9 protein-coding genes are annotated in these 13,106 nt (G+C 71.0%); 2 read left to right on the forward strand and 7 right to left on the reverse strand.

The genetic code is table 11. The features are described from left to right. Nucleotides 1–12: 12 nt before the first annotated feature. The gene (aceA, locus tag AB0P25_RS01105) at nt 13–1,332 is read right to left on the reverse strand and encodes an isocitrate lyase (RefSeq protein WP_363804894.1); all 1,320 of its coding nucleotides are present in this window, start codon (nt 1,330–1,332) and stop codon (nt 13–15) included. Nucleotides 1,333–1,443: 111 nt separating this feature from the next. Here aceA and AB0P25_RS01110 point away from each other — a divergent pair, with 111 nt between their 5' ends. After that, the gene (locus tag AB0P25_RS01110; RefSeq protein ID WP_363804895.1) at nt 1,444–2,919 is read left to right on the forward strand and encodes a helix-turn-helix domain-containing protein; all 1,476 of its coding nucleotides are present in this window, start codon (nt 1,444–1,446) and stop codon (nt 2,917–2,919) included. 100 nt (nt 2,920–3,019) lie between these two features. Here the strand turns inward: AB0P25_RS01110 and AB0P25_RS01115 are convergent, their stop codons facing one another. The 5 genes from AB0P25_RS01115 to AB0P25_RS01135 all read right to left on the reverse strand — a co-directional run bounded on the left by AB0P25_RS01115 (nt 3,020) and on the right by AB0P25_RS01135 (nt 9,376). After that, entirely contained in the window at nt 3,020–4,960 is a 1,941-nt protein-coding gene (locus AB0P25_RS01115) for a cellulase family glycosylhydrolase (protein ID WP_363804897.1), read from the reverse strand. Then, on the reverse strand, nt 4,957–5,796 hold the full coding sequence (locus AB0P25_RS01120) for a carbohydrate ABC transporter permease (RefSeq protein ID WP_064109437.1): 840 nt from the start codon (nt 5,794–5,796) through the stop codon (nt 4,957–4,959). Before AB0P25_RS01120 ends, AB0P25_RS01115 begins: the two co-directional genes overlap by 4 nt. After that, nucleotides 5,789–6,772 (reverse strand): sugar ABC transporter permease, encoded by a 984-nt coding sequence (locus AB0P25_RS01125; RefSeq protein WP_363804898.1) that lies wholly within the window; start codon nt 6,770–6,772, stop codon nt 5,789–5,791. The genes AB0P25_RS01120 and AB0P25_RS01125 overlap by 8 nt, the downstream gene beginning before the upstream one ends. Before the next feature lie 78 nt (nt 6,773–6,850). Beyond that, nucleotides 6,851–8,155 carry a sugar ABC transporter substrate-binding protein gene (locus AB0P25_RS01130; protein WP_363804899.1) on the reverse strand — a complete coding sequence of 435 codons (1,305 nt, stop codon included), beginning with the start codon at nt 8,153–8,155 and terminating at the stop codon, nt 6,851–6,853. Between the two features lie 189 nt (nt 8,156–8,344). After that, nucleotides 8,345–9,376 (reverse strand): LacI family DNA-binding transcriptional regulator, encoded by a 1,032-nt coding sequence (locus AB0P25_RS01135; RefSeq protein ID WP_363804900.1) that lies wholly within the window; start codon nt 9,374–9,376, stop codon nt 8,345–8,347. A gap of 159 nt (nt 9,377–9,535) precedes the next feature. Here AB0P25_RS01135 and AB0P25_RS01140 point away from each other — a divergent pair, with 159 nt between their 5' ends. After that, entirely contained in the window at nt 9,536–10,951 is a 1,416-nt protein-coding gene (locus AB0P25_RS01140; RefSeq protein ID WP_363804901.1) for an FAD-dependent oxidoreductase, read from the forward strand. Nucleotides 10,952–11,270: 319 nt separating this feature from the next. Here AB0P25_RS01140 and AB0P25_RS01145 read toward each other — a convergent pair whose 3' ends face one another. Beyond that, on the reverse strand, nt 11,271–13,061 hold the full coding sequence (locus AB0P25_RS01145; RefSeq protein WP_363804903.1) for a PucR family transcriptional regulator: 1,791 nt from the start codon (nt 13,059–13,061) through the stop codon (nt 11,271–11,273). Nucleotides 13,062–13,106: the final 45 nt, after the last annotated feature.

Consider the following 13,106-nt stretch of genomic DNA (forward strand, 5'->3'; position numbering starts at 1 on the left):
CCTTCGGTCGGTTCAGAACTGGTGCTCTTCGGTGGAGCCGACCAGGGCGAGCGTCGCGCTGTCGGGGTTGAGCGCGGTCGCGATCCGGTCGAAGTAGCCGGTGCCGACCTCCCGCTGGTGACGGGTGGCGGTGTAGCCGTCGGCCTCGGAGGCGAATTCCGCCTCCTGCAGGTCGACGTAGGCGCTCATGTGCCGGGTGGAGTAGTCCCGGGCGAGCGTGAACATGGAGTGGTTGAGGGCGTGGAAGCCGGCCAGGGTGATGAACTGGAAGGCGTATCCCATCGCCGCGAGCTCGCGCTGGAACCGGGCGATGGTGTCGTCGTCGAGGTGGGATCGCCAGTTGAACGACGGCGAGCAGTTGTAGGCGAGCTTCTTGCCGGGGAACTCGGCGTGCACCGCTTCGGCGAACCGGCGAGCGAGCTCCAGGTCGGGCTCGGCGGACTCCACCCACAGCAGGTCGGCGTACGGCGCGTAGGCGAGGCCGCGGGCGATGACCGGCTCGATGCCGTTCTGCACCTCGTAGAAGCCTTCTGCGGTGCGCGTCCCCGTGACGAACGGGCGGTCGCGTTCGTCGTGATCGCTGGTCAGCAGGGTGGCGGCGAGCGCGTCCGTGCGGGCGATGACGATGGTCGGCACGCCCGCGACGTCCGCGGCGAGGCGAGCCGCGTTGAGGGTGCGGATGTGCTGGCCGGTCGGGATGAGGACCTTTCCGCCCATGTGCCCGCACTTCTTCTCGCTGGCGAGCTGGTCCTCCCAGTGGACGCCCGCGGCGCCGGCCTGGATCATCGAGTGCATCAGCTCGTAGGCGTTGAGAGGGCCGCCGAAGCCGGCCTCGGCGTCGGCGACGATGGGTGCCATCCAGTCTCCGACCGGGCCGTCAGCGCCCTCCACCTGACCGGCGCGCAGCAGCGCGTTGTTGACGCGGCGGACCACGGCGGGGACGGAGTTCGCCGGGTACAGGCTCTGGTCGGGATAGGTCTGGCCGGCCAGGTTGGCGTCGGCGGCGACCTGCCAGCCGGACAGGTAGATCGCCTCCAGCCCGGCGCGGACCTGCTGGACGGCCTGGTTGCCGGTCAGCGCGCCGAGGGCGGCGACCCAGCGCGGGTCGTCCGGGGTGCTGTCGCGCTGAATCAGCTCCCACAGCCGCTCCGCGCCGCGGCGGGCGAGCGTCTGCTCCTCGCGGACCGGGCCGCGCAGGGCGACGACGTCGGCGGCGGTATAGTCGCGGCGGATGCCGGACCAGCGCGGGTCCGCATCCCACTCGAGCTGGAGCTCGGCGGCCGTCTGGATCGTGTCGCCGGGGCGGGGTTCGGTGCTCATCGTGACCTCCATCGGTCGTGTCTGTTGAGTCGATCCTTCGCCCGGTCGGACCGGCGCCGAGCGGAGCCGCCCACAGAAATCCGGCCGTTCTTCTGTTTGCCAGAACTTCGCCCGGGTGTCAGCATGGCCAGCATGACCGTCATCGACGACGTGCAGGACGACCGCCCCGAAGCCGACGCACTCACCCTCGGGCGGCGCGTCCGTGCGTTCCGGCAGCGGCGCGGGATGACCCTGGAGGCGCTTGCGGCCGCCGTGGACCGGGCGCCGTCGCAGGTGTCCACGATCGAGAACGGCAACCGCGAGCCGCGGCTCGCCCTGTTGCGCGCGATCGCCTCCGCGCTGGACGTGAGCGTCGACGACCTGCTCGCGCCCGAGGCACCGGATGAGCGCGCGGCTCTCGAGATCGCCGTCGAGAGGGCGCAGCGCGGGCCCGTGTTCGCCGCGCTCGGGATCGAGCCGACCCGGGTCGGCCGGACGGTCCCGGACGCGACCTTGCGCGCCATCCTGGGCCTGCACCAGGAGGTGGAGCGGCTGCACCGCGAGCGCGCGGCGACGCCCGAGGAGGCGCGCCGTGCGAACGCCGAGCTGCGTGCCACGATGCGCGCACGCGACAACCACTTCCCCGAGCTCGAGGCGATCGCCGGCGAGCTGCTGGCGGCCGTCGGGCACACGGGCGGCCCGGTGTCGCACCAGACGGTGACCGACATGGCCGACCATCTCGGCTACTCGCTGCACTACGTCGGCGACCTGCCGCACTCCACCCGGTCGGTGACCGACCGGCGCAACGGCCGTATCTACCTGCCGACCGAGCAGTCGGCGTCGCGGGACTCGCGCTCCCCCATCCTGCAGGCGTTCGCCTCGCACCTGCTCGGGCACGATGAGCCGCGAAACTACGCCGATTTTCTGCGGCAGCGGGTCGAGACCAACTACCTCACCGCGGCGCTGCTGCTGCCCGAGAAGGATGCGGTCGCGTTCCTCAGCGAGGCGAAGAACTTCCGCCGCATCTCGATGGAGGACCTGCGCGACGCGTTCGCGGTCTCGTACGAGACGGCGGCCCACCGGTTCACCAACCTCGCGACCGCGCGCCTCGGCATCCCGGTGCACTTCATGAAGGTGCACGAGTCGGGCACGATCATCAAGGCGTACGAGAACGACGCGGTGGTGTTCCCGTCGGATGCGCTCGGCGCGGTCGAGGGGACGCCGGTCTGCCGCAGCTGGACGGCGCGCACGGTGTTCGACGTCGCCGACCGGTTCAGCCCGTACTACCAGTACACGGACACGCCGAGCGGGACGTTCTGGTGCACGTCCCGGGTCGAGAAGGCGAAGGAGGGCGACTACTCGGTCAGCGTCGGCGTGCCCTTCGCGCACGTGAAGTGGTTCCGCGGGCGCGAGACGGCCAACCGGGCGGTCTCACGCTGCCCCGACGAGGCGTGCTGCCGCCGCCCGCCGGGCACCCTCGCCGAGCGCTGGGAGGGCCAGGCGTGGCCCGCCGCGCGGACACCCACGTCCCTGCTCGCCGCGCTGCCCACCGGCACCTTCCCCGGCGTCGACTCCACCGAGGTCTACGCCTTCCTCGACCGCCACGCCCCCCTCGCCTAGCCCGGAGCTCCCCTCCATCGAGTCCGCACAGAGTGCACGCTCCATCGGCGTGTCGCGTGCACTCTGTGCGGACTCGATGGGGGGCGGATGCGCGCGAGAGTCAGTCGAGGGTGAGGAGGCGGAGGGCGACGCCGTAGGGGGCGAGCGGGACGGTCGGGGACGGCTCGCCATCGAGGGTGCGGAGCTCGGCGTCGGCGGGGAGGGAGGGCGCGACGGCGACCTCGGTCTCGTGCTGGGAGACGAAGACCACGAAGCGGCGGCCGTCGTCGTGTACGAGGGTGTCCGTGAACACGCGCGGGTCGTCCATGCGCACGTCGCGCTCCACATCCGCGACCGCGGCGAGCGCGTCGTACAGCCGCCAGGTCTGCTCGGGATTCACCCGGCCCTGCTCCGCGGCGAAGTATTCGAGCGGATACGCGCACAGCACCGCGCGTCCCGCGCCGTGGTCCTGCACCACGATCACCGGGCGCCCGTGCGCATCCACCGCGATCACCTGCCCCGAGGTCGCGCGGATGGGCAGGTAGGTGCGACCGTTCCGGTTGCCCGCCGCCGCGAACGACAGCGTCTCCCCCGCCTCGATCGACCCGAACGGCTCCGTGAACCGCAGCACCACCGTGTCGTCGGTGACCGGCTCCGCGAGCCCGTACGCCGAGTCCATGCGCACCCCGAACAGCTCCTCGGTGTGCGCCCACCACGGCCCGCGCTGGACGCCGCTCGACCCGTGCGAATACGACGCGTAGACCGTCGCGCCCTCGCGGGCGAGCCCGATCAGCTGCTCCCACGAGGTCGCGCACAGCTGCTTGACCGACGGCAGGAGGTACAGCCCGTACCCCGCGGGGAGCCCGCCGTCCGCCTTCTCGCGGACCACCGCGACCGGGATGTGCGCCTCATGCGCCGCGACGTACGCCTGCTCCCCGGTCGCCACGATGTGCGCCCGCTCGTCCTCGTTGGTGAACGGGTAGTCCTCCGCGAGGTGCGATGGCACGACGAGCGCCGCGTCCACCGCCGCCCGTCGTACCTGCGGCAGGTCGATCGCCGCCAGATCGGCCGCGAAGGCCGCCAGCTCGCGCAGCGGCGGCTTGGGGTCGCCGTGCCGGTCGGTGATGCCGAAGTGCATCTCGAACGGATGGTGCGAGTACGGACGCTGGTCGGCCAGATCGTCGTAGTCCGTGTTGTTCCACGCGATCCATCCGGTCGCCCCGGCGAGCAGCGTCGAGTACAGCAGCTGCCGATAGTAGGAGGCGGCGCCCGCCTCCGACACGAAGTCGCTGGTGAGCCCGAACTCCTCCATGATCACCGGCAGCCCGTGGGTCGCCGCCAGCTCGGCGATGAACGCGGCCTTCAGGTGCTGCCGGATCTGGTCGGTCTCCATCCGGTAGACGTGCGGTCCGATGAAGTCGGTGAACTCCGCCAGGTCGCGAACCGAGAATCCGTTGTCGTGCCCGGTCGTCTCGATGCCCCACGCGCCGTCGCCGACCGCGACCGGCTGCGTTCCGCCGCCCGCGCGCACCGCATCCACCAGCAGCGACGCCCACGCGTCAACGATGGGACGCGGCGCCTCGCCGCCGTAGATCGGCACCTCGTTGGTCAGCAGCCAGCCGGCGACGGCGGGATGCGACGCGAACCGCGCCGTCAGCTCCCGCACGTACCAGGCCTGGCGGCCGACGAACCAGATGTCGCGGTACAGGTCGCGGCCCTCCCGCCACACCGGATCCCAGTTCTCGCCCGACATGTGACCGACGAGGAACGTCGGCACCGTCGTCATCCCGACCTCGCTGTGGGCATCGAGGAAGTCGGCGAAGTTGGCCACGCACTGCTCGTCGAGCGAGTCCGGGGTCGGGTGGAAGTCGGGCCAATAGAAGAACGAGCGCGTCATGTTCAGGCCGTGCTCGGCGAGTACGCGCAGCTCCTGGCGGACCACCTCCGGGTCGTACCGCGTCCACATCAGCGGACCGCCGGTGCGCGACCAGAAGTTCGCCCCCAGCCACACCGCGGGCGCGTCGCCGACCCGGAGGACCGGCGACGGACGATCCGAGCTCACTTGACCGCGCCGGCCGTCAGCCCTGCCACGAAGTTGCGCTGCAGCAGCAGGAACGCGACCACGATCGGGATGGACACCACCAGCGACGCCGCCATGATCTGGTTCCAGTACACGTTCGTCTGCGTCGAGTAGAGCTGCAGGCCGACCGCGAGCGTCCTGTTCTCGTCCGTCGTCATCACGGAGGCGAACAGGACCTCGCCCCAACTGGTCATGAACGAGTAGATCGCGACGGCGATGAGACCGGGACGCGCGGCCGGGATGACCACGTGCCAGAGCGCGCCCATCGGGCCCGACCCGTCCACCTTCGCCGCCTCGTCGAGCTCGTGCGGGATGTTGTCGAAGTAGCCGGCGAGCATCCAGATGGAGAACGGCAGCACGAACGTGAAGTACGTGATGATGAGGCCCCAGCGGGTGCCGACCAGCTGGATGCCGGTGGCCTGGTTGATGTTCACGAAGATGAGGAACAGCGGGAGCAGGAACAGCACGCCCGGGAACATCTGGGTCGAGAGCACGGTCGTCGTGAAGACGTTGCGGCCCTTGAACCGGTAGCGCGACACCGCGTAGGCGGCGAATACGGCGATCACCAGCGAGATGAGGGTCGCGGCGCTCGAGACGATGAGGCTGTTGACGAAGTACGATGCCAGCGGCACCGTCGACCACATGTCGATGAACGGCTGGAACGTGATCGTCTGCGGCCACCACGTGAAGGCGGCCTGGACCTCCGACAGCGGCTTCACCGACGACGTGATCATCACGTACAGCGGCACCACTGTGAACACCGTCAGGACGGCGATGGTCACCCAGCGGAAGACGTGGGAAGAGCGGGTCTCACGCATTGCGGTTCCTCCGGTTGACGACGAGCAGGTAGGCGCCGGTCACGATCAGCAGGAACAGCAGCAGGAGGACGCTCATCGCCGCTCCCGAGCCGAAGTTCCAGGTCAGGAACGACGCGTTGTAGATGTGGAAGGAGATCAGATCGCCCGCCGCGGGTTGGGCTGTGCTCCCGAACAGGACGTACGGCGTGTTGAAGTCGTTGAACGTCCACAGGAACATGACCAACAGCAGCACCGCGTTCACGGGCCGGAGCATCGGCAGCGTGATCGAACGCCACTGGCGGAACGGCTTGGCGCCGTCCACCGCGGAGGCCTCGTAGACCTCCGAGGGCACCGACTGCAGCCCCGCCATCAGCATCAGGAACGCGAACGGCCAGAGCCGCCAGATCGCGACGATGACGATCGACCAGAAGGCGTTGCCGCCGATCAGCCAGAACGGCTTGTCGCCGGGGAGTCCGAGGTTGTCGAACAGGAAGTGGTTGATCGCGCCGGTGTCCTTCTGGAACATGAACTTCCAGGTGATGATGCCGGCGTAGAGCGGCAGGGCGTAGGGCACGAGGAACAGGGTGCGGAAGAACGCCCGCCCCCGGAACCGCTCCTGCAGGGCGACGGCCGCGGCCATCCCGAGCACCCAGGAGAGGCCGACGACGAGGATGGTGAAGCCCACGGTCACGAAGAACGACTTGAGCAGGCCCTGGCCGACCGACCCGGAGAAGTCGAGCGCGACCGCGTAGTTCTTGAGGCCGACGAAGGGCGCCTCGCCCCAGTTGGCGATGTAGAACTTGGTGAGCTGGAGGAAGCTGATCCAGATGCCGGTGAGCATCGGGACCACGTGGATCAGCAGTTCGAAGATGATCGCCGGGGCGAGCAGGATGAACGGCAGCCACCATCCCTTGGGGCGGCGGCGCTTCGGCTTGGGCGGTGCGGCCGCAGCGGGAACCGTGACGGCGGGGCCGCGGACGTCTGTCGTCGTCGACATGGGTCTCCTTACAGGTGTGGCTGACCGCCGGGCGGGAACGCGGGGAGCGCCCCGCCCGGCGAGCGATGTATCGGCGGATCAGCCGCCCAGGGACTGCTTGACCTGGTCCTGCGCGTTCTGCATGGCCGACTTGATGTCGGACTCGGAGACCGTGCTGCCGGTTGCGATCTTGGCGAACATGTCGTTCATCGCCTTGCCGACGGTGTTCTCGAACTGGTCCTCGGCCGGCACCAGCGGCAGCGGCTTGGACATGTCGTTGTAGATCTTCTGGAAGGTCGCGGCCTCATCGGCGTTGTCCGTGAAGGTCGGCTTGACGCCGTCGAGCACCGGGAGGGTCGCGTACGGCTTCGCGAGCTTGCTCTGGGTGTCCTCGCTCGTCATGTACTTGACGAACTTGAGCGCCGCATCCTTGTTCTTCGTGTTCTTGAAGATCGACAGGTTGATGCCGGCCGGGAAGGTCGCGATCTGCTTGGCGCCCTCAGGAGCCGGGAACGGCACGACGCCGTACTGGTCGCTCTTCATCCCGTTGGACACGATGGAGGCGTCGGCGTTGTTTTGGCTGAGGATCATCCCGACCTTGCCGGTGGCGAAGTCGTTGACCGCCTGCACACCGTTGTCGTACTGGGCGTTCGAGGTGTTGACGACCTTGTCGGTCTGCATCAGGTCGAGGTAGCGCTTGATGCCCTGGACGTTCGCCGTGCTGGTGAACGTCGGGTTGCCCTTGCTGTCGAACCACTCGCCGCCGTTCTGCGACGCGTTGATGAAGGCGAAGTGGACGTTCTCGGTGTAGCTGCCGGCGGCGAGCGAGAAGCCGTAGGTGGTGCCGTTCGTCAGCTTCTTGGCGTCGCTGACCAGCTCCTCCCAATTGGTCGGCGGCTGGATGCCGGCGTCGCTGAACATCTTCTTGTTGTAGTAGAGGCCATAGGCGAGGCCGTACAGCGGGACGCTGGTGACGGGCTTGCCCTCGGCGCCACCGGTCTTGAGGGCGGTCGGGACGAACTTGTCACTGCCGCCGATCGCCTTCATGTTGGCGTCGTCGTACGGGAGGAAGGCACCGGTCGCCTGCAGCGAGGCGGCCCACGTGTTGCCGATGTTGAGCACGTCCGGGCCCTGACCCGAGGTGACGGCGGTCTGGATGCGCGTCTGCAGGTCGTTCCAGCCGATGACCTCGAGCTTCACCTTGACGCCGGTCTGCTTGGTGAACTCGTCGAGCACAGGCGTCAGCACCTGCTTGTCGTTGTCGAGGCTGGTCCCCTGGTTGCTGGCCCAGTAGGTGATGGTCGACCCGCTGGCCGAACCGCCGGATCCCGAGCTGCTGCAGCCCGCGACCACGAGCGAGACCGCAGCGGCGACGGCGGCCGCGACGATGGCGCGTTTCCTCATTGTGACTCCTTCGTCTCTTGATGGGGGCGCTGCGGCCGATGCGAGAAGCGTGCCGCAGGGCGCCAGGGGAAGCCTAACTTAACCGGTTCATCTGTCAAGCAGGACTTCACCTCGTCCGAGGGTATACCGATCCGTCCGCCGTTCCACCGCGTGTCGGTAACGCTTCGGACTCGGTCGTGATCGGCGGGGTCAGCGCGTGGCGGGCTCGGCGGCGCGGAGGCTGGTGGCGCGCGGGACCAGCCTGCTGGGATGCGCGCGGCGGTCGAACGTCGGCGTGCCGCTGAGCTGGTCGAGCAGGAGGCGCGTGGAGCGGCGTCCCTGCTCCTCCGGGTACCGGTTGAGCGCGGTGATGGGCCGCGTCCCGAGCCGGCAGAGCAGGGAGTCGTCCCAGCTGACGATCGCGACGTCGTCGCGCCCGGCGCGGAGGAGCGCAGCCTGGGCCCCGAGGGCGAGCAGGTCGTTCGAGGTCAGCACCGCCGTGATCGACGGGTCGTCGCTCAGCGCCTCGGCGGCGAGCCGGTCCCCCGCCTCCATCGTGTAGTCCGACGCGGCGAACGAGAACGCCACCCCGCGCTCCCCGCCACGTCGTCCGACCGCGTCGCGGCGATCCGACTCGTGCTCGAACTCGGCGGGACCGGCGATGTGCAGCGCCCGCCGGTGGCCGAGCGACGCCAGGTGGTCGACCAGGAGGGTCGCATCCGACCGCGCGTCGTACAGCAGCACCTTTCCCGGCGCGATCGCCTCGCGGTTGCCGTGCAGCACGAACGCCAGCCCGAGGTCGTCGAGCAGCGCCGGGCGCGGGTCGTCGAAGGTCAGGTCGAAGAGCATGACCCCGTCCACCCGCGCCTCGGCGCTCCAGCGGCGGTAGGCGGCGACCTCCTGCCCGGCGTCGGCGCCGACCATGCGCAGCAGCAGCGACTGCCCGGTCTCCGCCAGCTCCGACTCCACACCGGCGAGCAGGCTCATGTAGTACGGCTCGGCGCCGAGCAGGGCCGGGTCGCGGCGCAGCACGATCCCGATCGTGTCCGACCGGGCCCGGGACAGGGCGCGCGCGGACGACGACGGATGCCATCCCAGCTGCTCGGCCAGGGCCAGCACCCGTTCGCGTGTCTCGTCGCTGACACCGGGGAGGCCGTTGAGGGCGTACGACACGGAGGCCTTCGACAGGCCCAGCCGCTCGGCCAGTCCCGCGATGGTCACGCGTCCCGCTCCGTTGCTCACGCGCGCCTCCCTTCATCGTGCGCGGCCAAGACTACTTCCTCGTCCGCCCTCCGCATCGCGCGGATTCGCTGCGAGGCCGCTCCTCCGTCCGGACGGTTTGGCCGGGAGGGCGGCGATCTTGCGACGAACGGCGCCGCGCAGTTCCGGCAGAATGACGGCGTGAGCCCCTCCCGGACCAGCACCGTGTTCGAGCGCCACCCAGCCGGGGAGGCGGTGGTGCGGCACGCGCTCGCGCCGAGCCGCCAGGCGGTGTTCTGGACCGAGGAAGCCCCCGGCGACCACTACCCGCGCCTCCGCGGCGACCTGGGCTGCGACCTCGCGGTCGTCGGCGGCGGCTACACCGGGCTGTGGACGGCGCTGCTCGCGAAGCGCGAGGACCCGGACGCCCGCGTCGTCGTGCTCGAGGGGCGGCGCATCGGCTGGGCCGCGTCCGGCCGCAACGGCGGCTTCTGCGAGGCGAGCCTGACGCACGGCGACGAGAACGGCCGCACCCGCTGGCCCGGCGAGTTCGACGAGCTGCAGCGGCTCGGGATGAGGAACCTCGACGAGATCGAGGCCACGGTGGCCGAGCTCGGGCTGGACGCCGAGTTCGAGCGCAACGGCGCCCTCGATGTGGCGACCGAGGAGTACCAGGTCGAAGATCTGGGCTCGGCGGCGGGGCCGGAGGCGGACTTCCTCGATCGGGACGCCGTGCAGGCCCTCGTGCACTCGCCGACGTACGAGGCGGGGCTGCTGCGCCATCGCGACTCGGCGCTGGTCCACCCCGCCAAGCTCGCCCGGGCGCTGGCGCGCGCCTGTGTGGACGCGGGCGTCGAGATCTTCGAGCACAGCCCCGTCGCGAGCATCGGCGACGGCACTGTGCTCGAGACGCCCGCCGGCACCCTGCGGTCGAAGCGCACGGCGCTCGCGACCAATGTCTTCCCCAGCCTGCTGCGGCGGAACCGGCTCGCGACCGTCCCCGTGTACGACTACGTGCTGATGACCGAGCCGCTGAGCGCGTCCCAGCTGGCGTCGATCGGCTGGGAGGGACGCTACGGGATCGGCGACTCGGCCAACCAGTTCCACTACTACCGGCTGACCGCCGACAACCGCATCCTGTTCGGCGGCTACGACGCGGTGTACCACTACGGCGGACGGGTGCGGTCGGAGTACGAGGACCGCCCGGCGACGTTCCAGCGGCTGGCGAGCCACTTCTTCACGACGTTCCCGCAACTCGAGGGGCTGACCTTCACCCACCGCTGGGCCGGCGCGATCGACACGTGCAGCCGCTTCTGCGCGTTCTTCGGCTCGGCCCGACAGGGCACGGTCGCGTACGCGGCCGGGTACACCGGCCTCGGTGTCGCGGCCACGCACTTCGGCGCGCAGGTGATGCTGGACCTGCTGGCCGGGCGAACGACCGAGCGCACCGCGCTCGAGATGGTGCGGACGCGTCCCCTCCCCTTCCCGCCGGAGCCCGCCGCCTCCCTCGGCATCAACCTGACCCGCTGGTCCCTCGAGGCGGCCGACCACCGCGCCGGCCACCGCAACGCCTTCCTCCGCACCCTCGACGCCGTCGGACTCGGCTTCGACTCCTGACCCGCCCGCCGCCGCCGCCGCACCTACTGGTCCCAACACGCCGTTATGGGACCGGCCGTAACGGCGTGTTGGGCCCACCGGGCGCATCCAGGGGACGCAACACGCCGTCACGCGGGCGCGATAGCGGCGTGTTGCGACCCACGGATGCGACGGCCGCCCATCCACTTACTGGTCCCAACACGCCGTTATGGGACCCGCCATAACGGCGTGTTGGGACCAGTAGGCGCGGCGGGGGTGTCGCAGCGCCTGGGTGGCTGGTTGACGCGATACGCCGCGATGCGTGCCTGCGGCACGGCGTGTCGCGTCGACCAGAGCGCGGCTAGGCGGGTGGGGTGGGGCGGCGGGCGAGGACGGCGGCGTGGAGGGCCGCGACGGTCTCGCCGTCGTCGAGGTCCATACCGAGCAGTTCCTCGATGAGGGCGATGCGCTGGTAGAACACCGACCGGGACAGGTGGCTCGCCGCCGCGGCGCGCGTCCGGTTGCCGGGGTGGCTGAGGTAGGCCCGCAGCACCTCCACGAGGTCGCCGCCGGTCGCGAGGTCGTACTCGATGAGCGGGCGCAGCAGGTGCTCGGTGTGCTCCAGCATCCGCGGGTCGTTGCCGAGCGCGTTGACCAGCCGGAGCAGCGGCCGGTGCTGGACGCGCTGGATGACGACGCCGCGCCCCAGCCGCGCGTCCGGCCTCGCGGCGGCGCCGGCGGCCAGCTCGACCGCCTCCTCCAGCGACGACAGCAGCCCGGTGATCCCGCGCGCCTCCGACCCGACCGCGACGACGGCCGCCGGGTCGTCGAGCCGCGCCGACCCCGCGGCATCCGCCAGCGAGGCGAACAGGGCGTCCGTCAGCGCGCGCCCGGGTCGTGCCGACACCGCGACCACCAGCACGCCCGCCTGCTCCGGATGCCGTCCCGCGACCGCATCCGCGCCCGCCGCACGCGCCGCCTCCACGACCCGCGGCGCCGCCGACACCGGCAGCGTCCCCGACCGAAGCCGCAGCGCGACACCGGCGACGGTCCGCCCGGACAACGGGAAACCCGCCGCCTCGAACCGCGCCGTCACGCCGCCCTCGCCCGCGAACCGCCGCCCGAGGAGGGCCGTGAGGAGCGCGTCGTGGCCCCGCCGCGTCCACTCGTCGTCGTCGCGGTCGGACAGCCGGCTCAGCGCGAGCGCGACCGCCGCCTGCTCCAGCACGTTCGACCGCCCGGCGGGATGCGGCTCGCCCGGCAGCGCGACCAGGTGTCCCCACCGCATGCCGCGCGCCTCGACCGGCACGATCGTCCATCCGCCCCCGGCGCCACCGCCGGCGAGGGGACGGGCAGCCTCCGACGGCGATGTCCGGCTGCCGCCCGCCGGCGCGTCCCGGTTCACGCCCCGCGACCGCTGCTCCCCGCCCGCGACCGCGTCCCGGTGCGCGGCGCGCGACCGCTGCTCCCAGTCGGCGAGCTCCGCCTCCTCCCCCGCCCGGTCGCCCGCGTCGAGCCCGGCGGCCGCGACCACGCGGTGGCCGGTGTCCTCCAGCACGACCGGCGACCCGAGCACTCGGGCCGCCTGCTCCACGATGAAGTCGGCGGGACTGCCGCGCAGGCTGAGGTCGGTGAACAGCGCATGGATGTCGTCCCGCGCCCGCAACGCACCCATCTGCTCGGCGATGATCCGCGAGTGCACGGCCTCCGTGATGGCGACGAACCGCGCCTCCCGGTGCAGCACGGCGAACGGCAGCCCGGCGGTTCGGAACTCGTCCACCAGTGCCGCGGGCGCGACCGGCATCGGCGGTCCGAGCTCCAGCACGACTCCCGCCACATCCGCCTCGATCAGCACGCGGCCGAGCCGCCGCAGCGCCGCTTCGTCCGACGGCCAGCCGACTCCCGTCGCGAGCAGCAGCTCGCCGCCCGACCCCAGCCGCGCGGCCTCGGCCGTCTCGGCGACGTGCACCCAGCGGACCGGCGCGTCCAGCCGCTCGCGCCCGGTCAGCACCTCCGGCAGCGCGCGTGCCACCGGCTCCATCCGCAGCACCTCGCGCACCGTCGGCAGCACGGCCGAGTGCGCAGGCGTCACCGCCACGGCCGCTTCCGGACGAACTGTGCGGCCCGCCTGCGGGTCCCGACGATCTGGCATCGCTGTCCACGCCTCCGCTCTGTGATCATTGGGATGAAAGCCTAC

This window comes from Leifsonia sp. NPDC077715 (assembly GCF_040686855.1).
In the GTDB taxonomy this organism is placed as follows: Bacteria; Actinomycetota; Actinomycetes; order Actinomycetales; family Microbacteriaceae; genus Leifsonia.

Coding starts and splice junctions, on each gene's coding strand:
- aceA (WP_363804894.1), bottom strand. CDS start 1,332: ATGGAGGTCACGATGAGCACCGAACCCCGCCCCGGCGACACGATCCAG.
- AB0P25_RS01110 (WP_363804895.1), top strand. CDS start 1,444: ATGGCCAGCATGACCGTCATCGACGACGTGCAGGACGACCGCCCCGAA.
- AB0P25_RS01120 (WP_064109437.1), bottom strand. CDS start 5,796: ATGCGTGAGACCCGCTCTTCCCACGTCTTCCGCTGGGTGACCATCGCC.
- AB0P25_RS01125 (WP_363804898.1), bottom strand. CDS start 6,772: ATGTCGACGACGACAGACGTCCGCGGCCCCGCCGTCACGGTTCCCGCT.
- AB0P25_RS01130 (WP_363804899.1), bottom strand. CDS start 8,155: ATGAGGAAACGCGCCATCGTCGCGGCCGCCGTCGCCGCTGCGGTCTCG.
- AB0P25_RS01145 (WP_363804903.1), bottom strand. CDS start 13,061: ATGCCAGATCGTCGGGACCCGCAGGCGGGCCGCACAGTTCGTCCGGAA.